At 68.5% G+C, this 25,157-nt stretch carries 20 protein-coding genes; 5 read left to right on the top strand and 15 right to left on the bottom strand.

The features are described 5' to 3' along the window. Positions 1-38: 38 nt before the first annotated feature. From eat to ACWF99_RS17685, 4 genes are all read right to left on the bottom strand, one after another. Positions 39-1,466 carry an ethanolamine permease gene (gene eat / locus ACWF99_RS17700; protein ID WP_378636254.1) on the bottom strand — a complete coding sequence of 476 codons (1,428 nt, stop codon included), beginning with the start codon at positions 1,464-1,466 and terminating at the stop codon, positions 39-41. Positions 1,467-1,629: 163 nt separating this feature from the next. Continuing rightward, the gene (locus ACWF99_RS17695) at positions 1,630-2,007 is read right to left on the bottom strand and encodes a DUF779 domain-containing protein (protein ID WP_378636257.1); all 378 of its coding nucleotides are present in this window, start codon (positions 2,005-2,007) and stop codon (positions 1,630-1,632) included. Further along, on the bottom strand, positions 2,007-3,524 hold the full coding sequence (gene adh / locus ACWF99_RS17690; protein ID WP_378636258.1) for an aldehyde dehydrogenase: 1,518 nt from the start codon (positions 3,522-3,524) through the stop codon (positions 2,007-2,009). Before adh ends, ACWF99_RS17695 begins: the two co-directional genes overlap by 1 nt. A gap of 87 nt (positions 3,525-3,611) precedes the next feature. Beyond that, positions 3,612-4,814 (bottom strand): transcriptional regulator, encoded by a 1,203-nt coding sequence (locus ACWF99_RS17685; protein WP_378636261.1) that lies wholly within the window; start codon positions 4,812-4,814, stop codon positions 3,612-3,614. A gap of 161 nt (positions 4,815-4,975) precedes the next feature. Between ACWF99_RS17685 and ACWF99_RS17680 the strand changes: the two genes are divergently transcribed. After that, positions 4,976-5,596: an alpha/beta fold hydrolase gene (locus tag ACWF99_RS17680; protein WP_452536814.1), complete on the top strand. Its 621-nt coding sequence runs from the start codon at positions 4,976-4,978 to the stop codon at positions 5,594-5,596. 50 nt (positions 5,597-5,646) lie between these two features. Here ACWF99_RS17680 and ACWF99_RS17675 read toward each other — a convergent pair whose 3' ends face one another. The 9 genes from ACWF99_RS17675 to ACWF99_RS17635 all read right to left on the bottom strand — a co-directional run bounded on the left by ACWF99_RS17675 (position 5,647) and on the right by ACWF99_RS17635 (position 17,722). After that, a complete protein-coding gene (locus ACWF99_RS17675) occupies positions 5,647-6,432 on the bottom strand; it encodes a helix-turn-helix transcriptional regulator (RefSeq protein WP_378636268.1) in 786 nt (261 codons plus the stop codon). 70 nt (positions 6,433-6,502) lie between these two features. Beyond that, positions 6,503-8,209 (bottom strand): dipeptide ABC transporter ATP-binding protein, encoded by a 1,707-nt coding sequence (locus tag ACWF99_RS17670; protein ID WP_452536811.1) that lies wholly within the window; start codon positions 8,207-8,209, stop codon positions 6,503-6,505. Further along, positions 8,206-9,072, bottom strand: coding sequence for an ABC transporter permease (locus tag ACWF99_RS17665; RefSeq protein WP_378660736.1), 867 nt, complete (start codon positions 9,070-9,072; stop codon positions 8,206-8,208). Before ACWF99_RS17665 ends, ACWF99_RS17670 begins: the two co-directional genes overlap by 4 nt. Continuing rightward, positions 9,069-10,073 (bottom strand): ABC transporter permease, encoded by a 1,005-nt coding sequence (locus tag ACWF99_RS17660; protein ID WP_452536809.1) that lies wholly within the window; start codon positions 10,071-10,073, stop codon positions 9,069-9,071. Before ACWF99_RS17660 ends, ACWF99_RS17665 begins: the two co-directional genes overlap by 4 nt. 6 nt (positions 10,074-10,079) lie before the next feature. After that, a complete protein-coding gene (locus tag ACWF99_RS17655) occupies positions 10,080-11,675 on the bottom strand; it encodes an ABC transporter substrate-binding protein (protein WP_452536807.1) in 1,596 nt (531 codons plus the stop codon). A 41-nt stretch (positions 11,676-11,716) separates the two neighbouring features. After that, the gene (locus ACWF99_RS17650; protein WP_452536805.1) at positions 11,717-13,711 is read right to left on the bottom strand and encodes an ATP-binding protein; all 1,995 of its coding nucleotides are present in this window, start codon (positions 13,709-13,711) and stop codon (positions 11,717-11,719) included. Continuing rightward, complete coding sequence (locus tag ACWF99_RS17645; protein ID WP_452536803.1) at positions 13,708-15,273, bottom strand: acyl-CoA carboxylase subunit beta; 1,566 nt, start codon at positions 15,271-15,273, stop codon at positions 13,708-13,710. Before ACWF99_RS17645 ends, ACWF99_RS17650 begins: the two co-directional genes overlap by 4 nt. Continuing rightward, complete coding sequence (locus ACWF99_RS17640) at positions 15,270-16,505, bottom strand: aminotransferase class I/II-fold pyridoxal phosphate-dependent enzyme (RefSeq protein WP_452536801.1); 1,236 nt, start codon at positions 16,503-16,505, stop codon at positions 15,270-15,272. The genes ACWF99_RS17645 and ACWF99_RS17640 overlap by 4 nt, the downstream gene beginning before the upstream one ends. Before the next feature lie 5 nt (positions 16,506-16,510). Then, positions 16,511-17,722: an MFS transporter gene (locus ACWF99_RS17635; protein WP_452537158.1), complete on the bottom strand. Its 1,212-nt coding sequence runs from the start codon at positions 17,720-17,722 to the stop codon at positions 16,511-16,513. A 265-nt stretch (positions 17,723-17,987) separates the two neighbouring features. Here ACWF99_RS17635 and ACWF99_RS17630 point away from each other — a divergent pair, with 265 nt between their 5' ends. Next, positions 17,988-20,039 (top strand): thioredoxin domain-containing protein, encoded by a 2,052-nt coding sequence (locus ACWF99_RS17630; protein WP_378636286.1) that lies wholly within the window; start codon positions 17,988-17,990, stop codon positions 20,037-20,039. A 12-nt stretch (positions 20,040-20,051) separates the two neighbouring features. Here the strand turns inward: ACWF99_RS17630 and ACWF99_RS17625 are convergent, their stop codons facing one another. Beyond that, positions 20,052-21,533 (bottom strand): adenylate/guanylate cyclase domain-containing protein, encoded by a 1,482-nt coding sequence (locus ACWF99_RS17625; RefSeq protein WP_378636289.1) that lies wholly within the window; start codon positions 21,531-21,533, stop codon positions 20,052-20,054. 115 nt (positions 21,534-21,648) lie between these two features. Beyond that, positions 21,649-22,314, bottom strand: coding sequence for a PAQR family membrane homeostasis protein TrhA (gene trhA, locus ACWF99_RS17620; protein ID WP_378636292.1), 666 nt, complete (start codon positions 22,312-22,314; stop codon positions 21,649-21,651). 248 nt (positions 22,315-22,562) lie between these two features. On the opposite strand from trhA, the gene ACWF99_RS17615 reads away from it, so the two are divergent. The 3 genes from ACWF99_RS17615 to ACWF99_RS17605 all read left to right on the top strand — a co-directional run bounded on the left by ACWF99_RS17615 (position 22,563) and on the right by ACWF99_RS17605 (position 25,146). Then, a complete protein-coding gene (locus tag ACWF99_RS17615) occupies positions 22,563-23,342 on the top strand; it encodes an isoprenyl transferase (RefSeq protein ID WP_378636294.1) in 780 nt (259 codons plus the stop codon). A 29-nt stretch (positions 23,343-23,371) separates the two neighbouring features. Then, positions 23,372-23,938, top strand: coding sequence for a hypothetical protein (locus tag ACWF99_RS17610; RefSeq protein WP_378636297.1), 567 nt, complete (start codon positions 23,372-23,374; stop codon positions 23,936-23,938). 83 nt (positions 23,939-24,021) lie between these two features. Beyond that, positions 24,022-25,146: a hypothetical protein gene (locus ACWF99_RS17605; protein ID WP_378636298.1), complete on the top strand. Its 1,125-nt coding sequence runs from the start codon at positions 24,022-24,024 to the stop codon at positions 25,144-25,146. Positions 25,147-25,157: the final 11 nt, after the last annotated feature.

Here is a 25,157-nt window from a genome sequence, read left to right as displayed (position 1 = left end):
TTTCGAAAGAATGTGCCGGCCTGTGTATCCAGGGCGTGCTACTCCAGTTCGGATTCCGCCTCGGCGATCGCCGCGAACTCCTCATCCGGCGACTTGGCGACCAGGTGTTTGCGACTGTAGAGCCCGAAGTAGGCCATGAAGGCCACGAACACACCGAGGGTCCACAGGGCGGCCGTCGGATCGACCAGGAAGGTCGCGGCTACCGACGCGGCCGCGATGACCAGTGCGAACCCCGTGGTGGCGATGCCGCCGGGGGTGCGATACGGGCGCGGCATGTTCGGTTCGCGCCGGCGGAGCACGATGTGGCTCACCATCATCAGCACGTAGCTCACGGCCGCGCCGAACACCGCCATGTTCAGCAGCATCGCGCCCTTGCCGGTGAGCGAGAGAGCGAAGCCGATGATGCCGGGCACGATCAGCGCCAGCATCGGGGCCTTGCGGGAGTTGGTCACCGACAGGACCGTCGGCAGGTAGCCGGCGCGGGAGAGCGCGAAGGTCTGCCGGGAGTAGGCGTAGATGATCGAGAAGAAGCTGGCGACCAGACCGGCCAGGCCGATGTAGTTGACCACCTTGGCCGCCGAGCTGTCGCCCAGCGCTTCCACGAGGGGGTTGCCCGAGGCGGACGCGCTCTGGGCACCGAGCGCGCCGGTGACCAGGAACAGCACCACCGCGCCGGTGACGCACAGCAGCAGCATCGCGACGATGATGCCCTTGGGCACGTTCTTCTCCGGCTCGCTGGCTTCCTCGGCGGCCAGCGGTACGCCTTCGACGGCGAGGAAGAACCAGATCGCGAACGGGATGGCGGCCCAGATGCCCAGGTAGCCGAAGGGCAGGAACGACGACGACCCGGTGGCCTCGGGATCGGCCGCGATGTTGGTCAGGTTGGCCGCGTCGAACTTGCCCACGGCCGCGAAGGCGAAGATCGCCAGACCCACCAGCGCGATCGCGGTGATCACGAACATCGCCTTGAGCGCCTCGCCCGCCCCGGCCAGATGGATGCCGATGAACAGCGCGTAGACCGCCAGATACACCCACCAGCCGTCGGTGATCCCGAACAGGTTCAGCGATTCCACATAGGCGCCGATGAAGGTGGCGATGGCCGCGGGCGCGATCGCGTACTCGATGAGAATCGCTGTGCCGGTGGCGAATCCACCCCACGGTCCGAGCGCTCGCCGGGCGAAGGTGTAGCCGCCGCCCGCCGCGGGCAGTGCCGAGGACAGTTCGGCCATGCCGAGCACCATCGCCAGATACATCGCGGCGATAACGATCGTGGCGATCAGCAGACCGCCGAATCCGCCCTCGGCGAGACCGAAGTTCCAGCCGGAGAAGTCGCCGGAGATCACGTAGCTCACGCCGAGGCCCGCGAGCAGCACCCAGCCCGCCGAGCCCTTGCGCAGGGTGCGTTTGGCGAGATAGTCGTCGACCGGTGCGCCCTCGCCGGTGGCGGGGCTGATTTCTGTACTCACTTCGAGCTCCTCATCAACAAACAGATGCGCGTTCGACCGGCCACGGTGCTCGTCGAAGGTTGAAGAATGATTGACGACTGTTACGGCCGTGGATCCGTCAGGTCAGCGATGCGTATCGGGCACCGCTGACCTGCGGAAACGAACTGATTACGGGTGTTTCAGATCACCCGGTTCGCGGCGGCGCCGATTCGAGCGCGGCCGCTTCCTCGTCGGTGAACAGGCGTGAGCGGATCAGGAACCGCACGCCCTCGGGAGCCTCGAGCGAGAATCCGCCGCCGCGGCCCGGCACCACGTCGACGGTGAGGTGGGTGTGTTTCCAGTACTCGAACTGGTCGGCGCTCATCCAGAACGGGGTGTCGCCCGGCAGGTACCCGAGCAGCACGTCCGAACCGCCCACCCGGAATTCCCCACGCGGGTAACACATCGGCGAGCTGCCATCGCAGCACCCGCCGGACTGGTGGAACATGACCGGGCCGTGCTGCCCGGTCAAGTCCCGCAGCAACGCCGCCGCCTGTTCGGTGAGGTCGACGCGCTGCACCATCAGAAGAAGCCGAGCTTCGTCGCCGAGTAACTGACCAGGATGTTCTTGGTCTGCTGGTAGTGATCGAGCATCATCTTGTGGTTCTCGCGCCCGATGCCGGACTTCTTGTAGCCGCCGAACGCCGCGTGCGCGGGGTAGGCGTGGTAGCAGTTGGTCCAGACCCGGCCCGCCTTGATGCCGCGGCCGAGGCGGTAGGCGGTGTTCATATCGCGCGTCCACACGCCGGCGCCGAGACCGTAGAGGGTGTCGTTGGCGATCGACAGCGCCTCTTCGGTGGTGTCGAAGGTGGTGACCGCGACGACGGGGCCGAAGATCTCCTCCTGGAACACGCGCATGTCGTTGCTGCCCTTGAAGATCGTCGGCTCGATGTAGAAGCCGTCGGACAGCCCGTCGACGCTGCGGACCGCGCCGCCGGTGAGTACCTCGGCGCCCTCCTTCTTGCCGATGTCGATGTAGGACAGGATCTTCTCGAACTGATCGTTGCTGGCCTGGGCGCCGATCATGGTCGCCTCGTCGAGCGGGTTGCCGCTGATGATCGCCTTGGTGCGTTCGACGCAGCGGGCCATGAACTCGTCGTAGATCGACGAGGCGATCAGCGCGCGCGACGGACAGGTGCACACCTCGCCCTGGTTGAGGGCGAACATGACGAACCCCTCGATCGCCTTGTCCAGGTAGTCGTCGTCGGCGGCCATCACATCGGGCAGGAAGATGTTGGGGCTCTTGCCGCCCAGCTCGAGGGTGACCGGAATGATGTTCTCGCTGGCGTACTGCATGATCAGCCGGCCGGTGGTGGTCTCGCCGGTGAACGCGACCTTCGCCACGCGCGGGCTCGAGGCCAGCGGCTTGCCCGCTTCGACGCCGAAACCGTTGACCACGTTGAGAACTCCCGGCGGCAGCAGATCCGCGACGAGTTCGACGACCTTCATGATCGAGGCCGGGGTCTGCTCGGCGGGCTTGAGCACCACCGCGTTTCCGGCGGCCAGCGCGGGCGCCAGCTTCCAGGTGGCCATCAGGATCGGGAAGTTCCACGGAATGATCTGCGCGACAACGCCGAGCGGCTCGTGGAAGTGGTAGGCGATGGTGTCCTTGTCGACTTCGCTGATGCCCCCTTCCTGCGCGCGCAGCACTCCGGCGAAGTAGCGGAAGTGGTCGACCGCGAGGGGGAGGTCGGCGGCCAGGGTTTCGCGGACCGGCTTGCCGTTGTCCCAGGTCTCGGCGACGGCGAGGGCCTCGAGGTTGGCCTCGATCCGGTCGGCGATCTTGTTGAGGATGTTGGCGCGCTCGGCGGCCGAGGTCTCACCCCAGGCGGGGGCGGCGCGGTGGGCGGCGTCGAGCGCCAGTTCCACATCGGCGGCGCTCGAGCGGGCGATCTCGCAGAACGGCTGCCCGTCCACCGGCGAGGTGTTCTCGAAATAGCGGCCTTCGACCGGCGGAATCCACTTGCCGTCGATGAAATTGTCGTATCGCGGCGCGTAGCTGACGACGCTGCCCTCGGTGCCCGGCTTGGCGTAGATCATGTGCGGTGGCTCCTCGCTGATTCCGGTGAATCGTGACGCCCATCACTATCCCTGTTCAGGGTTGATGAAACGTTGAAGCCGGACCGATCAGGCGCGAAGGGCGCTGTGCAAGCGTGCGGTGGCGACGGCGCGGCGCGCGTCGCGGGCGGGGAGCAGGGCGAGGGCGTGTTCGTGGACGGCGATGTCGTCGGGGGCGGAGTCGCCGTATGCCAGCGCGTGATTCGCGTCCGGGCTGTTCAGAACCGCGTTACGCATGGCGACTTCGAGGTAGTCGCGCCATTCGCTGATGCCCGGTGTATCCGAATCGGGAAGCAGCGGGCCGTGATACAGGCGAACGGCCGTGTCCAGGTCGCCTCGCTCGATGGCGCGCAGCACGTCGACGGCGTCGCAGGACAGGGGAGTGGTGAAGCGGTAGACGCGACTGGTGATGTCGCCGCCGGTGGCGCGGCGCAGGTACGACATCTCCGATTTGAGCGTGCTCGCGCCGACCGCGCGATCACCGTAGACGGCGTAGTGCAGGCGCTCGTGGCTGTAGCCGTCGTCGTCGAGGGCGAGCAGGGTCAGGATCTCGAGGTGGCGTGGCCGCAACCGGATCTGCTGACCGTCACGCATCAACCGGCCGGTGCCCAGGCAGGTCAGCCGCATCCCGGCGGGCGCGGGCACGGCGGCGTGCAACTTCGATTCGATGGCGCTGGTCATGGTGCGCACGGTGGCCATGGCCAGCGGATGTGAGCGTTTCCAGGTGGTCGACAGGTCGAGCACGCCGAGCAGGGTTCCGTCGGCGGCGCGGATCGGCGCGCAATAACAGACCCAGCCGTGCAGGGCCGCGACGAGATGCTCGGCCGAGAACACGGTGTGCGGTTGGTCGGTGCGCAACGCCAACGACAGGGCGTTGGTCCCCATGTGGGCCTCGTCCCATCGACCACCCGGCGCGAAGTTCACCTGCTCGGCCCGCCTGCGCATCACGGGTCCGCCATACGTCCACAGAATCGTCCCCGAAGCATCGGTGACCGCCGCGACGTAGCCCGCGTCATCGGCGACACTGTGCAACTGCTCTTTCAGCTCGGTCACCGGCCCCCGCAGCGGCGACTCCGCCCACCGTGGCCCGATATCGGTCTCACTGACCGGCGCATGATCGCGCCCCGGATCGACGGTCCGCAACGAGCGCGACCAGGACTGCGCCACCTCGGTGCGTACTCCCGCCCCCGAGACTCCCACCCCACCCGGTACCCACATCGCCCACTCCCGCTCCAGCGCAGCCCGCTGCGCGGAAAGCGTGAGCTGCACCATCTCGGTTCTTCCTACTAGACGAACTGGGCGAGGATCCCACATTTCATCATGCCCCAGCGCCACCCGCTGAGCAGCGGTTTCGTCAGGCCGAACTACCACGACGGCAACCTCGCGACGCCGGGTTCACGGGACAGGCGGGGTCGGCCTTGGTATCAAGGTGCATGAGCGTATTCATGCTGATCCCGGGAGCGGGGTGCGATGCCGGCTACTGGGGACAGGTGGCCGACGAGTTGCGTGGCCTCGGCCATGACGCGGTACCCGTGTCGCTACCGAGCGAGGACGACAGCGCCGGGTTGGCGGAATACGCCGACGCGGTGGTCGAGGCGATCGGCGGGCGACGGGATGTGGTTGTCGTGGCGCACTCGTTCGGCGGGTTCACCGCCCCACTGGTGTGCGATCGAGTACCGGTAAAGCGAATGGTGTTGGTATCGGCGATGATTGCGGCGCCTGGCGAGGCGCCAGGCGACTGGTGGGCCAACACCGGACACGCGACCTCGGGCGATGACGACGTGTTCTACAACCAGCTCACTCCCGAGCAGCGGGCCGACGCGGAGAAATACGAGCGCGGCCAGTCCGATACCCCGATGGCGTCCCCATGGCCGCTGGCGTCGTGGCCTGAGGTGCCGACCCGGTTCATCGTGCTGCGCGACGACCGATTCTTCCCCGCCGACTTCATGCGCGAACTCGTCGCCTCCCGGCTGGGGATCGAGCCGGTCGAAATGGATGGCGGGCACATGGTCATGATGTCCAGGCCTGCGGAATTGGCCCGCCTCCTGCTCTGATCGCGGAGGGAGGCGAGCAGTGCGGCGTCGGTGGGTGGCCGACGAACTGCTCACCCGCGCTGGACGGCCCTGGTGCCGAGGTCGAAGTGGATGCCTGCTCCGAGCATCGTGGTGGCGGGCAGGCCGATCATGGCGCGGAAGGATTCGCTGAAATGGGAGGGGGTGGCGAAGCCCGCGTCGATGGCGGAGCGGGTGAGGTCGTGGCCGTTGACGGCGTTGGCGATCGCGGTGACCATGCGGTTCCAGCGTTGATAGCCGCGGAACGTGGTGCCGCAGTGCTGGGTGAACAGATGCAGGAAATGGCCGGTGGACAGGCCGAGATTCGCGGCGATCTGGTCGGCGCGCAGCGCGTTGGCGGGCTGGTCGCGGATCGCGGCGGCGAGCCTGGCGATGCGCGCGTCCGTGCCGAGGGCCGGGCCCGCGATGGCGCGGTTGTAGAGCAGATCCGGGTCGACGCCGGGTTGGCCACACAGCTCGACGAGTTCGCGCTCGCGGCGGTGGCTGAGACCGAAAGTACCTGCCGCGGAAGTCATCTCGTCGGCAATCATGGTCGCGGGCGCACTCGACGGGTCGATGAACAACACCAGGATCCACCCCTGCGTGGCAACCACGCGGTGGGCGGTGCGGGCAGGCGCGAAGGAACTGCCCGTGCGAATCAGGCCGCGGGTGGTGTGCACGATCAGAGGTCCGTCCAGGCCCACGGTGAGCATCGCGACCGGCGGCGAGTGCGTATCGGGCCGCAGATCCGGCCCGATGTACCCGATGTGGCCCGGCCGTGCCCACGCGGTCGGTATCCGCGCGGAACCGCGGACCTTCGAACGGGTATCGACGCTCACCCGTACCAGGGTATCGACGTGTCGCCGGGTGCGCCGCGACCGGGGATTCGGGTCGGCGCCTCTGCGATGGTCATCGGCGATCGGCGGCCTCGGGGAGGCGGGGGACCGAGGCGACGAGTTGGCGGGTGTATTCGTGCTGGGGTGAGCGCAGGACGGAATCCGCTTCGCCGGATTCGACGATCCTGCCGTCTTTCATGACCAGGACGCGGTCGGCGAGGTGGTGCACGACGCCGAGGTCGTGGGAGATGAGCAGAAGGGCGGTGCCGAACTCGGATCGGAGTTCGGCGAGGAGGTCGAGGATCTGAGCTTGCACGGAGACGTCGAGGGCGGACAGCGGCTCGTCGGCGACCAGGAGGGCGGGGTTGGGGGCGAGGGCGCGGGCGATGGCTACGCGCTGGCGTTGGCCGCCGGAGAGGGTGCGGGGGTGGCGGGGAAGCAGGTCGCGGGCGAGGCCGACCGCGTCGAGGATTTCGCGGACGCGCCGGGTGCGGGCTTTGCCCCGCAGATCGACGGTGTCGAGGCTTTCGCCGATGACGCGCTCCACGGTGTAGCGGGGGTCGAAGGAGCTGAGGGGGTCCTGGGCGATCAGTTGCGCCGCGCCACGCAATGGGCGTAATGCCTTGTCGGAGAGCTCACTCCATGGTTCGCCGTCGACGACCACCCGTCCGGACGACGGTGTGACGAGCCGCAGCGCGAGGCGGGCCGTGGTGGTTTTGCCCGAACCCGATTCGCCGACGATGCCCAGAGTCTCGCCGCCGAACAGGTCGAAGTCGACATTGTCGACGACGGTGCGGGCGGCCGATCCGGAGCCGTAGGTCTTGCGCAGGTTGCGGACCGAGAGCACGACCCGGGTGTTGTCCACCGAGCGCGGTGGCGACTGCTCGCGGAGTTCGGCGCGAACCAGCGGCTCCGATCGCGACGATGCCGGAGCCGGCGATGAAATCGGCGGATCGGTGGGCTGGCGTGGTTCGGCGAGCTGGTCGGAAACCGTCAGCTTCGAACCGCGCGAGGCGGCGGACGGAACGGCCGCGAGCAGCTTCTTCGTGTACGGGTGCTCCGGACGGGTCAGCACGTCGCGCGTGCTGCCCTCCTCGACAACCTCCCCGTCGCGCATCACCAGCACCCGGTCCGCCACCTCGGCGACCACTGCCAGGTCGTGGCTGATCAGGAGCAGTGCCGTGCCGTCGGCCTTGCGGGCGCGAAGCAGTTCCAGAATCTGTTGCTGGACAGTCACATCGAGTGCGGTGGTCGGCTCGTCGGCGACGATGAGCCGAGGATCGCCGGCGAGCGCCGTCGCGATCAACACACGCTGACGCAACCCGCCGGACAGCTCATGGGGATACTGACGCAGGCGCAGTTCGGGTTCGGGGACGCCGACATCGGTGAGCAGTCGCACGCTGCGGGCGGTGAGCGCCTGCCCGCGCAGGTCGGTCAGCGCGCGTTGCGCTTCGGCGAGCTGGCTACCGATCGAGTACAGCGGGTCGAGGGAGACCAACGCGTCCTGGAGGACGAATCCGATGTCGCTGCCCCGGATTCGCCGCCACTGCCGATCGCGATGACCGCGCGCGTCCTGCCCGAAGAGTTCGAGACGGTCGGCGCGCACCCCCGCGCCCGGACCGGCCAGGCCGACCAGCGCGCGCGCCGTCACCGATTTGCCCGACCCGGATTCACCGACGAGGGCGACGGCCTCGCCCGGCTCGATCCGCAGATCGATGCCGTGCACCACCTCCTTGCCCGCGAACCCGACTCGCAGATTCTCGACCGCGATCAGACTCATACCGATGGCCTTCCGTCGTAGTGCCGCTGCCAGTGCCGACCGAGCGAGCTCACCGCGATGACCGTGGCGGTCACCGCCACGCCGGGCAGCACCGCGATCCACCAGGCATTGCGCAGATAGTTGCGTCCCTCGGCCAGCATCGCGCCCCATTCCGGTTCCGGCGGTTGCGGGCCCATCCCGAGAAAGCTCAGACCGGCCGCGCCGAGAATGGCGGTGCCGAGGCCGATGGTGGCCAGGATCGGGACCTGCGCGACCGCGTGCGGCAGGACGTGCCGCCGCACCAGCGTTGCCCTGGTGAGCCCGAAAGTCCTCGCCTGTTCGACATACCCGGACTCCTGCACGACCAAGGTCTGCGCGCGCACCACCCGGGCGAACCGCGGGATCGAGGCGATGCCGAGCGCGAAGATCAGGTTCGTGGTGCCGGGACCGGTGAACGAGATCAGGACCAGCGCGAGCAGCAGATCGGGGAACGCCGAGACCACGTCGAGGAACCGGGTGATCAGCTCGTCGAGCGGACCGCGCGCCAACCCGGACAGCAAACCCAGCGCCGTGCCCGCGACCACCGCGATCGCGACAGCGGTGATGCCGATGAGCAGCGAGTAGCGCGCGCCGTGGATGACCCGGGTGAGAACGTCGCGGCCCAGGTGATCGGTGCCGAACCAGTGCTGCGCACTCGGCGGCAGCTGGGCGGCAAGGGGATCGGCGGCGAGTGGGTCGGCACCGGTCAGCAGGGCCGGGGCGACCACCGCGATCGCGACCAGCCCCACCGTCAGCGCTGCCACCGCTACGCCCGGCGCTACAGCGAAACCCTGTGCGCGTAGACCGAGTCGACCGGCCGCGCGCGGCGTCGCGGTGACAGTCATCGTTTCCCTCCATTGCGTGAGTCGCGGCGCAGACGCGGGTCGAGCCACAGGTAGAGCAGATCGACCAGCGTGCTGATCACGACGTAGACGAAGGCGGAGAGGATCGCGACCGCGAGCACCACGGGAAGGTCCTGCGCCAGTACAGCGTCGACGGTCACCCGTCCGAGTCCTGGTCGTCCGAAGACCTCTTCGATGATCACCGCCCCGCCGAGCAATCCGCCGACCAGCCAGCCGGTCAGCGTCACCGCGGGCAGGGCCGCGTGCCGCAGACCGTGTCGCAGCCGCAACGCACTCTCGCTCACCGACCACGACCGCACCGTCACCGCGAACGGTTCGTCCAGCGCCCGCTCCAGCCCGTCGCGCAGCACCTGGGAGATCACCGCGCCCAGCGACAGACCGAGGGCGAGTGCGGGCAGAACCAAGGCCGACAGCCCCTTGTTCGCCGCCACCGGAAAGATCTTCAGCTGGAAGCTGAACACCGACAGCAACACGATGCCGAGCCAGAAGGAGGGCGTCGAGACAAGAGCCAGTTCCACCGCATTCGCGATGGCGCGTGATCGCCGCCGCTGCGCCGTGCTCGTCGCGACGACGACCGCGAACACCAGCGCCACCACCAACGCGGCACCGGTCAGCGCCAAGGTGGGACCGGCCTGCGAGCCGATGACTTCCGATACCGGCCGCTGCAACACGTAGGAACGCCCGAAATCCCCGTGCGCCACATTCCACAGGTAGCGGGCGTACTGGACAACGGCCGGGCTGTCGAGTCCCCATTCGGCACGGATGGCCGCCTCGACCTCCGGGGTGCGCTGCTGTTCGCCGAGCAACACGTCGACCGTGTCGCCCGGCGCCAGCCGCACACCGAGGAACGACAGCGTGGTCGCGCCCCAGAGCACGCCGAGACCCGTGATCACCCGCAGCGCGATCCGTGTGGCTGTGCCGGCGCGAGCCTCGCTGTCCACTGTGGTGGTCACGACCTCCGGTGCGATCGCTTCCGTCGTCATCGGTGGCTATCCACGATCGACCCAGATGTCGTACGCGTTCTCCGCGAGCTGCTTGTACGGACGGTATCCCGCGCCGTACACGTGGGCTCCCGTCGCGATCTGGTTCTCGGGAATGTAGAGCGGCAGCCCGTAGGCCTTGTCGACGATCGCGAAGCGCTGCAATTGCGCGTACTGCTTCGCCCGCTCGGCGGAGTCGGTGGTCGAGGCGGCGGCCCGCAGCCAGGTGGACAGTTCGGGATCGGTGGCGCGGCTGTAGTTCAGGGTGCCCAGCGGCGTCGGCGGGTACCAGTGGTTCTCGATGTCGATGCCGCCGGTGATGGTGTCGGAGTTGGCGATCGACCCGAAGGCGTTCTTCTTGCGGAGCTCGCTGTAGGTGCCGAGGTCGACGTAGGACAGCTTCAGATCGATGCCCGCGTTCTGCTTGGCCTGTGCCTGCACCGCCTGCAACAGCACCTCACGCTGGTCGCGCACCGTCGACTGGGCCTGCACCAGTTCGACGGTCAGCCGCTGGCCGTCCTTGGTCCGGAACCCTTCGGAATCCTTTGCCGTCCAGCCCGCTTCGTCGAGCAGCCGGTTCGAGGCGGCCTTGTCGGCGCCGTAGGTGCCCTCGATGCTCTTGTCGTAGAACAGGGTGTCGACGCTGGAGGCGATGCCCCAGCCTCGGGTGCGCTCACCGCGATAGATCGACTGCAGCACCGCGTTCACGTCGACGGAGTTGTTGAGCGCCTTGCGGACTCGTTGATCGGTGGCCGGGCCGAAGGTCGCGTTCCAGTACAGCGTGTACGGGCTGCCGTTGTTCAGCCCGGTCGTATAGGTGAAGTCGGGGTTGTCCCGGAACAGCGAGGCGTCGTTGCCGGAGACGCCTTCGATGAGGTCGACCTGACCGGAGGTGAGCGCGCCGGTGCGCACCGACGACTCGGGCAGGAAACGGTAGGTCACCTCGTCGAGATAGGCCGGACCCTGATGCTTGGCGCTCTGTGGCGCCCAGTTGTAGTCGGGGTTCTTGCGGAAGTGCAGTTCCTGACCCTTCACGTAGCGGTCGAGGATGAACGGACCGGTACCGGCGATCTCCGGCCCACCGGCCTTGAGCTGCGGCTTGTCCCACGCGGCCGAGGAGATGATGGGGAAACCGGCGGCGAAGTCGAGGAACGGCGCGTACGGGTCCTTCAGGGTGAACACCACGGTGCGCTCGTCGCGGGCGGTGACCGCGGCCAGATGTGACAGCGGCCCGGCGGACCAGCCGCCGGAATAGGACACGTCCTGCATCGTGGTGAAGTTGCGGGCCACGGCGGTCGCGGTGAGCGGATTGCCGTCGGTGAACTTCACGCCCTCGCGCAGGGGGAAGGTATAGGTGAGCCCGTCGGGCGAGATCTCGTGGCCGGTGGCCAGCCACGAGACGAAACCGCCCTCGGTGGTGCGCGCGAGGAGCGACTCGAAGACGTTGCGCAACATCAGGTGCGTATTGCTCTGCCCGTTGAGGTGCGGGTTCAACGTCGTCGGTTCGGTCTCCACCCCCCACGTCAACGATCCGCCGCTGACCGGTTGCGCCGATTCGCGTGCCGCGGTGTCCGTTCCACCGCACGCGGTCGCCAGCACGGCCACCGCCGATACCAGAGCTGTGGCAAGTAGTCGCCGATGTCGCATCACAGCGCGGCGCCCCTCTCTTCGATGAGAAACAATGATTGAGCGGTGGTGACCACGGCGCCTTCGGCCGCGGTCACGGTGACGATCCCCGCATGGGTGGCGGTCAGTTCGTGTTCGAGCTTCATGGCCTCGACCACGCCGAGCAGCTGTCCCTTCTCGACCGGGTTGCCCGATTCGACGTGGAGCTGTACGAGGGTGCCCGGCATGGGCGATCGGATCTCGGGATCCGTCGCGGTCGTGCCGAGCGAGCGGTATTCGGCGTAGCGCACCTGCCGGGAAACCCCGGCTACCTGGCAGATCCAGCCCTCGCCTACGCGTTGTACGACGCAGGGGGTCGAGCCGACGGTGATCGTGTCGCGGTCGGTTCGTCGAGCGGTGACGCCCACCTCGGTCGTGCGCCGGGCGGTGGCGCTGCGGCCGGTGGTCTGCACAGCGGGGCTGCTCGGGTCGGCGGTGTCGGCGCGCACGAGCACCGCGTCGCCCTCGTAGCCGCCGACTCGCACCGTCACCGCGCGCCCGTCGACCGACAGGTCGAGACCGCCGAGGTCGCGATCGGTGGGATCGAGCCAGGACCGATCACCGCCGGGCGCGCCGGTCGACCAGGGTGTCGCGCGGTCGGGGGCGGTGAGCGCCGCGGCCACCGCGAGGGCGCTGAGCTCGTCGGGATCGCCGAACTCGGCGACCGGATCGATCCGGTCCAGATAGGCGGTGTCGTGCTCGGCCGCCGCGACGATCGGGGCGGCCAGGACACGTGCGACGAAGCCGAGGTTGGTCGAAATGCCCTGCCAGCGAAGGTCTTCGCAGGCCCGCCGGGCGGCGGCGAGCGCGTCGTCGCGGGTGGCGCCGGTGGCGACGAGTTTGGCGATCATCGGATCGAACCCGCCGGTGACATCGAGGTGGCGGGCGAAGGCGCGTTCGACGCGAACATCCGGCCAGTGGGTGACCTCGAGCTCGCCCGGGCACGGCAGGAACGACCGGAAGGGGTCCTCGGCGTACATCCGCACCTGCACCGAAGCGCCCGAGTACCCGATAGCCGCCTGGTCGGCGGGCAGCGGTTCGCCCGCGGCGACCAGCAATTGCCACTCCACCAGGTCCAGGCCGGTGATCTCCTCGGTGACGGTGTGCTCCACCTGCAGCCGGGTGTTCATCTCGATGAAGAAGAACTCGTCCCCGACCAGCAGGAACTCGAAAGTGCCCGCGCCCACGTACTGCAAAGCCTTCGTGCCCTGGACCGCGGCGGCGAACATGGCCGCGCGCACCGCGGCGGGAATCCGCGGGGCAGGCGCTTCCTCGATCACCTTCTGATGCCGCCGTTGCAGCGAGCAGTCGCGATCGAAAAGGTGGACAGCGTGGCCGAATTCGTCGCCGAAGACCTGTACCTCGATGTGACGTGCGCGCTCGACGTACCGTTCCAGGTGCAGTCGGCCGTCGGCGAAAGCCGCTGTCGCGGTGCGGGAAGCAGACGCCAGCGCCTCGCGCAGTCCGGCGGCCGCGCGCACCACCGACATGCCCTTGCCGCCACCACCGCCCGCCGGCTTGACGATCAGCGGGTACCCGATGTCGGCCGCCGCGCCCACCAGGGCATCGAGATCCTCGCTCGCCCGCACGGTGCCGGGCAGCACGGGCACACCCGCCTCGGCCATGATCTGGCGCGCGGAGGACTTGTCGGCCATCGTCTCGATCACCCGCGAACTCGGGCCGACGAACACCAATCCGGCCGCACGGACCGCCCGCGCGAAATCGGCGTTCTCGGACAGGAATCCGTATCCGGGATGTACTGCGTCGCAACCGGTTTCGGTGGCGGCGTGCACCAGTGCGCCGATATCGAGATACCCCTCGGGCAGCGTGACGGTCGACACCGCCGCCGCGTGATAGGTGAGCGACCGGTCCGCCGCCACGCTCACCGTCACGTACTCGATGCCGAGGCGATCGCAGGTACGGGCGATCCGGGCGGCGATCTCGCCCCGGTTCGCGATGAGTAGTCGAGAGATCACAGCCGGAACACCCCGAAGTTCGAACCCGCGGGCTGCGGCCGGTCCCAGCGCTCGTGCGCCAGCGACAGGCAGCGCGCCAGCCACGAGCGGGTGTCCTCCGGTTCGACCACGGCGTCGATCCACATGCGGGCCGCGATGTAGGTCGGCAGCGATTGGCGCTCGAAGCTGTCGATGATCGGCTGCTTGATGGCGGCTTCCTCGGCGGCGCTGAGCTCCTTGCCCTCGCGGCGCAGCCGGTCACGCTTGAGGATCGCCATCACCGCCGCGGCCTGCTCGCCACCGACCCCGGTGGAGCGGGCATTCGGCCACATCGCCATGAACTGGCCGCCCATCGACCGCCCCGACATCGCGAAATTGGCGGCGCCGAAACTGCCGCCGATCACCAGCGAGATCTTCGGCACCGTGGCGCACGAGACCGCGTTCACCATCTTCGCGCCGTGTTTGGCGATCCCGGCCCGTTCGTACTCCTCGCCGACCATGAACCCACTCACGTTGTGCACGAACAACAGTGGGATGCGGCGCTGTTCGCAGATCTGGATGAAGTTGGTGGCCTTGAGCGCGCTGTCGGGGAAGATCACGCCCTGATTGGCGATGATCCCGACCTCGTAACCCGCGATCCGGGCGGTCGCGCACACGATCGTGATGCCGTAGTCCTTGCGGTATTCGACCCACGAGCCCGCATCGACCACGCAGCGCAGAATCGCGCGGACGTCCATCTCCTTCTTGGTGGTCCCCGGAATCAGATCCGGGAGCCGCGCTGGATCGTCGGCGGGCTCGAGCGCCTCGAACGCCGGCGGATGCACACGGTCACCGGGGGTACGGGACACGATGTCGCGCACCATCGCCAGCGCTTCCAGTTCGTTCGCCGCGAGATGATCGGCCACCGCGGTTTCGCGGACGTGCAGATCGGCGCCGCCGAGAGTCTGCGCGTCGACCACCACGCCCGTGGCGGCCTCCACCAGCTGCGGCCCGCCGAGGAAGACGGTGCTCAGATCCTTGACCATCACGGTCTCGTCGCTCATCGCCGGGATGTAGGCGCCACCCGCCGTGCAGATGCCGAGCACGGCCGAGATCTGCGGCAAGCCGAGGGCCGACATCTCCGCGATATTGCGGAACATCTTTCCGAGGTGCTCCTCGTCGGGGAAGATCTCCTCCTGCAACGGCAGGTAGATGCCGCCCGAGTCCGCCAGATACACGCACGGCAGCCCGTACTCCCTGGCCAGTTTCTGCCCACGCAGGTGCTTCTTGATCGTGAGCGGATAGAAGGTTCCGCCCTTCACGTGCGGGTCGTTGGCGAACACCATGCACGGTCTGCCGTGGATGGTGCCGATGCCGACGATCAGCGCGGCCGCGGGCAGATCGGTGTCGTAGACCTCGTGCGCGGCGAGGCGACCGATCTCCAGGAACGGCGTCCCCGGATCCAGGATGCGGTTGACCCGTTCGCGCACCGGAAGTTTCGCGTCGCCTGGGCGCCGGCGCGGCGCCACGATCTCGGCGGTGTGGTCACGCAACAGGGCGCGTTGGGCTTCGAATCCGAGGGTGTTCTCGATGACGGCGGTCATGCTGGTAGTTCCTCCCGGTCCTGATGCGCGGCGAGACTCGAGCTCAGGGTGTCGGCGAAGCGGCGGATCGTGTCGGGGTCGAGGTCGGCCCGCAGCATCAGGCGCAGGCCCGCGCTGCCGCGGCGGATGATCGGGAAGAACACCGGCGAGGTGTAGAAACCGGCGTCGAGCATGTCCCTGGCCACGGCGACGGTGACGTCCTCCTGGCCGATGCTCACGAATCTGATCGGCAGGCCGTCACCGGCGAGGTCGGTGTCGACCAGCGAGTCGAACAGGCGGACCCGCTCCTGGAGCGCGACCTGGAGCCGGTCGACGGTGCCGTCGTCGTGGAGGTCGCAGGCGGCGATGATCGCGCCGAGTCCGGCGGTGTTGACGCGCTGCGACCACATCAGCGGGCCGCTCGTGCGCAACAAGGTGGGTGTTCGGGACGCGTCGCCCGCCGCGCCGAAGAAGATCACGCCACCGCTGGCGCCGAAACCCTTGTTGAGCGAGGCGATCACGAGGGTCCGTTCGCGCCAGCCCTCGTAGGCTCCGAGAACGTATCCGCGGCCGTGGCTACCCAATGTCGAAATGCCGTGCGCCTCATCGAAATACAGGAACAAGCCGTAGCGATCCTGGAGCCGGTGCAGCTCGGCCAGTGGTGCGCCACCGCCGGTGCTGTAGACCCCGTCCGCCACGTAGGCCACGTGGGAATGCGTGCGGCACAACTCTTCCAAGGCGGCGATGTCGTTGTGCTCGATCGTGACCAACTCGGTCTCGTCGGCGACCAGCGGCTTCATCGCGTTCAGGCAGAAGTGCGCGTTCTTGTCGAAGACCACCAGCGGCGGGTGCCCGTCGGTGAGCTCACCGGAGGCGAGCAGCGGCAAGGTCGCCCACGCGGCGGCCGCGCACGACGACACGGTGACCGCCTGCGCGCCGAAGGTCCGGGAGAGCCGCTGTTCGGCCTCCTCCAGCAGACCGAGCCGGATGCGCATCCGGGAAATAGAAGAATTGATCGTCGCGGTTTCGTCGAGCCCGCGATGGGCGCCCTCGATGATTCGTGGATCGCTGTCCAAACCGAGATAGGAATAGGACGAGAAGTTGACGATCGTTCGACCGTCGCGGGAATGGACAATTCCCTCGCGCATATTATCGGCGATGATGTCGACCAGTCCGTGCGTGGTGCTGTCGTCCCAGAAAGTGTTGCTCAGTTGCAACTGCCTGCGGATATTTGCGAATTGGTTTCTGGCCATTCCGTTCATTCCTTTGTTGGCGAGGATGCGTCAGTTTTCTCGGGCGCCGCGACGACGAGTACGTTCACCGCGGCGAGCAGGGTGATGGCGATGGACCAGGCGAGGAGCCCGGACAGGGTGGGGCCTGCCAGCGAGGCGATGCCCGCGAGGCCCTGCTGCACCAGCGCGCACCACGAGACGGCGATGGCGGCGCCGGTGGCGAGGTGGCTGACAGCGTGCGCGGCGCTGTTGGGGAACAGCGTCGCCTGGCCGAAGGTCGTGGTGACGTACCCGGCGAGGAAGACCGGCAGCGCGATCGCCCGGGGCAGATCAACGGCCCACACGACGGTGACGAGCACGCAGCCCGCGAGCATGATCGCGGCGCCCTGCCGCATCATGGCGTGCGCTCCCACCTGTCGCACACGCCGGCGGACGTAGGTCGCGCCGCCGAGGTAGGCGGCACCGTAGAAGACGCCGAACAGGCCGAACACCCACGGTGAGAGCGCGAATCGGTCGGTGAAGATGAACGCGGACTTCTGCTGGATCATCACGATGACGGCGAACCCGATGCCGCCCGCTACCGCGCTGACGACGAAGATCCGGTCGGTGAACAGGCGTCTTGCGGTGCCTTTGGCTCTCGGCCCCGGTTCGCGTCGGGGCAGCGAGATGCGCAGGGCGAAGGCGACCGGCACCGCGGCCAGCACGGCCAGCACGACGAACCCGTATCGCCACCCGACCGTCGAGGTGACGATGCCGCCGATCACCTGCCCGCCACCGAGCGCGACGACGAACGCCATCGACAGCAGCGCGAGCTGGCGCGCGAGCTCCGCGCCGGTGAACAGATCCTTGATCATCATCCGGCCGACGACCGCGATCCCGCCCGCCCCGATCGCCTGGACCACGCGCAGCCCGAGCAACTCGGGCGCGTTGGTGATCAGCGCGAGGCCCGCGCTGGCGAGGACGAAGCACAGCCCGGCCGCGACGAAGGCCGGTACCCGGCCGAACCGTTCCGCCGCCCTGCCCCAGGCGACGACCGGGAGCGCGGCGAACACCACGAACACGGCCACCGACAGCTGCAGGACGCTGTCGCCGGCGCCGATGTCGGCGCCCAGCGCCGGCATGCTCGGCAGGTAGATGGTGGTCGCCATTTGGGCGACCGCGACCGCGACACATGCCGTTGTGACAACTGCTCGGCGTGTTGCCGCGGAAGCCGGAATTTCGCCGGTTTCCGCTTGCACAGACAATGCACTCCCCTATGGCCGAGCGAATCACGCAGGATGCTGGATCCGAGTTCTAGGTATACGGCCAGGCGAAGCGGTCGAACACCGTTGCGATCGCGTTGATTTCAGCGGGAAAGGTTAATAATCGATGGCGGATTCGTGGCCGCGCGGTGGGCCGCGTGGGGGATGCGAAGAAATTGCCTGAGCACCGCAGGCCGGGCGAAGGGCGCGTCCACCACATGGGGCGAACCCCGCGCTCGTCGCGTATGGCAGGGTGGAACTCGTGAACCGATTGGCCGGTGCGACCTCGCCCTATCTGCGTCAACACGCCGACAACCCCGTCCACTGGCGGGAGTGGGATGCCGACGCGCTAGCCGAGGCCGCCGAGCGCAATGTGCCGATCCTGCTGTCGATCGGTTATGCGAGCTGCCACTGGTGCCATGTGATGGCCCACGAGTCCTTCGAGGACCTCGCCACGGCCGAGCAGATGAACGCCGACTTCGTCTGCGTGAAGGTGGACCGGGAGGAGCGTCCCGATCTGGACGCGGTGTACATGAACGCCACCGTGGCCATGACCGGGCAGGGCGGCTGGCCCATGACGTGCTTTCTCACCCCCGACGGCGCACCGTTCTACTGCGGTACCTACTACCCGAAGCAGCCGCGCGGCGGCATGCCGTCGTTCACGCAGTTGCTCAGCGCGGTGACCGAGACCTGGCGCAACCGGCGCGACGATGTGGACAAGGCCGCGCGGCAGGTGACCGATGCGCTCCAGGCGCAGGCATCGGGTCTGCCCGACGCCGAATTCGCCATTGCCCCTGATCTTCTCGACAAGGCCGTGCCCGCCGTCGTCGCCGACGAGGACGCGACGCACGGTGGATTCGGTGGGGCGCCGAAGTTTCCGCCGTCGGCGTTGCTGGAAGGGCTGCTGCGGCACTGGGAGCGGACCGGCGACCAGTCGGTGTTCGACGTGGTCGAGCGCACGGCCGAGGCGATGGCGCGTGGCGGGATCTACGACCAGTTGCGCGGCGGGTTCGCGCGCTACTCGGTCGACGCCGGGTGGCTCGTGCCGCACTTCGAGAAGATGCTCTACGACAATGCCCTGCTGCTGCGCGCCTACGCCCATCTCGCGCGTCGCGCGCCCGTGACCCCGCTGGAGTCGTTGCCGCACAGGGTGACCCGCGAGACGGTCGAATTCCTGCTCGGTGATCTCGGCACGGCACAGGGCGGTTTCGCCTCCGCGCTCGACGCCGACACCCACCTCGAACCGGACGGGCCCGGCGTCGAAGGCGCGACCTATGTGTGGACGCCGGCCGAGCTGATCGGCGAACTCGGCCCGCTCGACGGCATGTGGGCCGCCGACGCTTTCGGCGTCAGCACCGGCGGCAATTTCGAACAGGGCACCTCGGTGCTCACCCGCCACAGCGATCCCGTCGACGCCGAGCAGTCGTCACGTTTCGATCGACTGCGCGCCCAGTTGTTCGAGGCTCGTACCCGGCGCCCACAGCCCGCCCGTGACGACAAAGTGGTCACCGCCTGGAACGGCATGACCATCACCGCACTCGCGGAAGCCGGTGCGGCACTGGAAGAACCGTCGTGGATCGCCGCTGCCGTGCGATGCGCCCGCTACCTGCTCGACGTCCACCTCGTCGACGGCCGACTGCGCCGCGCCTCCCTCGACGGTGTCGCGGGCACCCCGCCCGGCGTCCTCGAGGACTACGCCTGGTTCGTCACCGGCCTGCTCGCCCTCTACCAGGCCACCGGCGAACCCGACTGGCTCGCCGCCGCACAGCTGCTGCTGGACAACACGATCGACCACTTCGCCGACCCCGAACGCCCCGGCAGCTGGTTCGACACCGCCGACGACGCCGAAACCCTGGTCGCCCGCCCCCGCGACCCCGTCGACGGCGCCACCCCGTCCGGCGCTTCCGCGTTGGCCGAGGCGCTCCTCACCGCCTCGGCGGTCGCCGACCCCGACCGTGCCATCCGCTATCGCGAACTCGCCGACCAGACCCTCGCCCTCGGCGCGATCCTGCTGGCCCGCGCACCACGCACCGCGGGCAACTGGCTCTCCGTCGCCGAAGCATCGGTCCGCGGCCCGTACCAGGTGGCCATCGCGGCCACCGAGAAGTCCTCCACGGCAATGGAACTCCTGGCCGCTGCCCGTGCCTGCGCCCCTGGCGGCTCGATCGTCCTCGCGGCCCCGCCGAACACCGCACCTCTTCTGAACGACCGCCCCCTCGTCAACGGCGCCCCCGCCGCCTATGTCTGCCGTGGCTCGGTCTGCGACCTCCCGGTCACCGATCCCGCCGCGCTGACGGCTTCGCTGCGGCGGTAACGGACCCGGGTCTCACTTTCTCGGTGAGATGTCTGTCCAGGTCCGGGTCCGGCCGGGGATACCGCGCAGCCGTAAGTCCTTGTAGCGCTTCCACTTGGCTCGTTCGGCCGGGGTCGCGGCCTGCCAGATCGCATCGCTGACCAACACCCGCCGCGGTGCTTCCTTCGCCACTGTCGTGAGGCGGGCCGCTTCGTTGACCGCGTCGCCGATGACGGTGAATTCGAGGCGGGTGTCGGCGCCGACGTCGCCGGCGAAGACCTGGCCGCGGGCGACGCCGATGCCGACGTCGAGCTCGCCGGTGGCCACTACTTCGTCGCGGATGCGGCGGGCGGCGCGCAGGGCAGGGGTGGCGTTGTCCTGGAGTGCGGACGGCGCGCCGAAGATGCACAGCGCGGCGTCGCCGGCGAACTTGTTCACCAGGCCGCCGTTGTCCTCGGTGGCCGCTACGACGGTGGCGAGCAGCCGGTTGAGTTTGTGGACGAAATCCTCGGGGGCCATTTCGGCGGAGAGCTGCACCGAGCCGGTGACGTCGACGAACAGCGCCGAGACGATGCGCACATCGCCGGTGAGGTCGGAGCTGCCCGACAGGGCGCGTTCGGCCACCGTGGATCCGACGTGCCTGCCGAAGACGTCCTCGGTGTGCATCTGGTCGCGCAGGGTGGCGGCGAGTTCGTTGACCGAGTGTTCGAGGCGGCCGATCTCGCTCGCGCTGCTGACGGGCACCCGCACATCGAGTTCGCCGCGGGTGATCCGGTCCAGCGCCCGGTACATCGTGCGCATCGGCGTGGCCACCGAGCGCGCGAGCAGCGCGGTGGCCAGGGCGCCCACCCCGAGCGCGACGATGGAGAACAACCACGCCGCACGCACCCGGTCGGATGCCGGTGTGGTCGTGTCACTGAGGACGACGATGATGATCAGCCCCGGCAGCGCACTGGATACCGCCCAGGTGACGAGCACCCGCACCAGCACGGTCGAGCTGGGATGCACCGTCGGCCCGAGCACCGCGGTGATGATCGGCACGGCCGGGCGGATCAGGCGGTCCAGGATCAGGTAGATCGCGCCCGCCGCCTCCAGCCCGCCGAGCGTGAATCCGGCCAGCAGCACGGTGATGTTGTGATAGTCGGTGAACCGGTCGACCAGCCACACGGTCAACGCGACGCCCGGTGTCCACAGGATGATCGCGCGCAGGGTGATCGCGGCGGGCAGCCGGATCAGGACCCGCGCTTCCTCCGGCGTCGGTTTGCGGTTGTCGTCGAGCCAGCGCATATATCGGCGCCGGTCGTAGAGCGCGATCCCGATCCCGAGGGAGAAGGCGAGCACCGGGTAGATCAGGATCAGTACCGCCGCGTCACTCCAGTCGTCGCCGATCCGGGTGAACACGCCACCCGCCCAGCTGACCAGGAAGATGGCCGCGACCCCGACCATGTTGGCGGTGATGACCACCAGCGCGAGTCCCCAGTAGGACTGCAGCGCCCACCGGACCAGCCGGTTCACCGCGCACGCCCGAGCCCGGCGCCCGAGGACGCCCGGGCATCACGTGCTGCGCTGACGGGTGACACAACTACCGAGCATAGAAGGCGCGCGGGTAGCGGCCACGCGCACGCGCCGTTCAGCCGAGCACGACCAGCCAGATCGCGATGTAGTGACACAGTGCCGCGACCACCGTCGCGGCGTGGAAGAACTCGTGGTGCCCGAAGTCGGGCCAGGGGTTGGGCCACTTGGTCGCGTAGAGAACAGCCCCCACGCTGTAGATCACGCCACCGACCGCGAGCAGCACCAGCGGCGCCACTCCGACGTTGTGCAGCAGCTCGGGGACCACCGGCACGATCGCCCACCCGAGCAACAGGTACAGCGGCACCCCCACCCACGCGGGCGCGGTAGGCCACAGCAACTTCAACGCGACCCCTGCGACAGCCCCCGCCCACACCACGGCCAGCAGGATCTGCCCGGTCCGCCCGGGCAACCCGAGCAGCGCGAACGGCGTGTAACTGCCGGCGATGAACAGGAAGATCATCGAATGGTCGGCCCGCTTCATCCGCACCCGCGTCCGCACGCTGGCCCAGGTGACCCGGTGATACACCGCGCTCACCCCGAACAGCGCACACACCGAGATCCCGTAGAGCAGCGTCGACCAACCCGCGGTCAACGACGTGAGGAACCCGAACACCACGAGCACCGTCACCGCGACGGCGGCGACGCCGACCGCCCACGTATGGATCCAGCCACGAAAACGGGGCTTGATCACCGTGGCGATCTCAGTCAGGACATCGTCCACGTAACCTCCCGAGCCGGAACCTACGGTACCGTAGGTTGTGCCCCAACCGTACGTCAAACGCCCATCTCGACACCACAAACGTGCCCCTGGCCACACAAAACCCGACCGGCTGATCTCGGGAGGACATGGGTAACTTCCCGGCCACCCCGAAACCTGGCCTTGCCCGTGCCGCCGGCCCGGCACGGATCTCACCCCCTACTCACGACCGGCAAAATACTCGGGGAGGCGGGCAAGCGTAGGGTGCGGGCGTGGAGTTTCTTGGTCGGGTGCGTGGATTGCCGTACCGCATCTACGAAGCCAGGCTGTCGCAGCAGCTGGCAGACAAGCAGCACCCTCGCCACGTCGCCGTCATGTGCGACGGCAATCGACGCTGGGCGCGTGAGAACGGGTTCACCGATGTGAGCCACGGCCATCGCGTCGGCGCCCTGAAGATCGCCGAGCTCGTCGGCTGGTGTTCCGATCAGGGCATCGAGATGGTCACCGTCTACCTGCTCTCCACCGAGAATCTGCGCCGCGACCCCGACGAGCTCGAGACCCTGTTCGAGGTCATCACCGATGTCGTCGAGGAACTGTCCGCCCCGGAGCAGAACTGGAGCGTGCGGATCGTCGGGTCGCTCGAGGGTTTCCCCGAGTTGATCGCCAAGCGGCTGCGGGTGGCCGCCGAGCGAACGAGCGGGCGCGACGGCGTGCACGTGAATGTCGCGGTGGGTTACGGCGGCCGTCAGGAGATCACCGACGCGGTGCGGTCGCTGGTGCGCCAGGAGATCGCCTCGGGCGAGTCGGGTGAGGATCTGGTGCAGTCGATTACGGTCGACGCGATCGGCCAGCATCTCTACACCTCCGGTCAGCCCGACCCGGACCTGGTGATCAGAACCTCTGGTGAGCAGCGACTTTCGGGGTTCCTGTTGTGGCAGAGCGCCTATTCGGAGATCTGGTTCACCGAGGCGTATTGGCCGGAATTCCGGCGTGTCGACTTCCTGCGCGCACTAAGGGATTACGCCGCGCGCCACCGCCGTTTCGGCGTGTGATGTCGTAACCGTCGCGTACTCTGCGGTCAGTGGAACCCGACCAGCCTTCTTACATCAGCTATGAGGAATTCGGCAGGCGTTTCCTGGAATACGCCGTCTCCGAGCAGCGCATCGCCGACGCGTTCGGCCAACTCACCGGTGCCGCTTTCGATTTCGGGCCCATCGGGGTGGGGCCCGGTCGGCTGGCGAAGGTCACCGCGCAGGTGGAGCTCGGGCAGCCACGAATCCTGCGTTTCGTCGACGCGTTCATCTCCTTCGAACTGACCATCCCGTTGCGCGTGGATCTGGTTCTCGATCTGGCGGTCGACCGGTCGCGTTTCCGGGTCGACGGCACCGTGCATCTGCATCTCACCGCGCGCACCGCCGACCCGTTGCGGGTGGTCATCGATATCGCCGAGCCGCGTCCGGGCGATGTGCGGGTCAATGTCGCCAGCAGCTCCAAGCGCGGTGAGTTGCTGCGGGTGCTGGCCAGCGTCGACCACGAGATCCGCCGGTTCGTCGCCCGGTACGTCGCACAGGAGATCCGCAAGCCCGAGATCGCGGCGGTCCGCAATATCGACGTGGCGACCAGGCTCGACGCGGCCTGGAAGTTGTAGCGGAGTAGACCCGATCCGGCGCCACCCCCCGCTAGGCTGCTGCGCGAGACCGGGCCCGACGACACATTGCAGGGGTGTGAGCTGTGGGAATTGCGACGAAGGCGAGCGGGTGGCGGGCGCGGATCGTGGTGCTCGGCGCCGTGTGCGGTGCCGTGGCGGTCGTCGCGGGCTGCGGTGGGGTCGACCAGCCCGCGCCGCCGCGACTGACGCCCGCCGAGGAGCAGGCCGCGAAGGGTGCGGTGTTCGCCTATCGCACCGACGCCGAGCTGGCGGTGGTGCGCGGCGCCGAAACCGTGCGGGCACCGGGCAGTTTCGGCTATTCGTCGGCCGCGGTGATGTTCACCAGGGACGGGCGATACGCCTTCGCGGTGGAGACCAGCAGCAAGACGCTGGTCGCGTTGGGGGTGCGGGACCGGTCGGTGACGCGCATACCGTGTGACTGCACCGACGCGGTGGCACTGCGTGGGTCGGTGGTCGGCTGGTGGCGGGAGCCGGGCGAGATCATGAGCATGGACCTGGCCGGTGCCGAACCCGCCGCGGCCGAACGGGAGATCGTCCTGCCGGATTCGCCGAGCCCGCTGACCGGTGGCGCGTGGGACGGGGCCAAGCTGGTAGCGGCCACCGACGAATTCGTGCTGCTGGCCCGCGTCGAATCGCGCGGCCTGTGGTGGGAGAAGAGCCACCTCTACGCCATCGGCGCCGATGTCATCCTGCCGCTGGGTCGCGTGCCCGGCATCGACGCCGGACTCTCGGCCGCGGCCGGCCCCGATGGGCACACCTTCGTGCTGGCCGGGGCGACGGCGCGCAGCGCGACCTGCGGCAGTGGCAATGTGGCGACCATCGACGCCGCCACCAACGGCGTCCGGGCCCTGCCGACGCTGCCGGGTGAGTGCTCGGCGGCCTACAGCCCGCGCTGGACCGCCGACGGCTCGATCACGATCGCCACCCGCAAGTGGGCCGATGTCCTGGGCGCGCCCAGCATGGTCGACCGGTTGCAGTCGGCGGCGCAGGGGTGGGCGCCGGTCGGGGAGTACCCGGTGGTCGACATGCTCCCGCACACGCAGGAGTCGGTGATCGAGGTGGTCGCCGGTGAGCCCACCGACGCGCGCGGCACACCGCACGGGGTGTTGGTCGTCCACAAGGGCGATGCCCGTGAGGAATTGGCGAAGCAGGTCGTCTCGCTCGGTGCGCCGACGGCCACCGGCTGAGCGATGTCGGG

Source organism: Nocardia sp. NPDC055002, assembly GCF_053608825.1.
The sequence above is the reverse complement of the archived record's forward strand: the minus strand, read 5'-3'. Positions and strand labels throughout refer to the sequence as shown.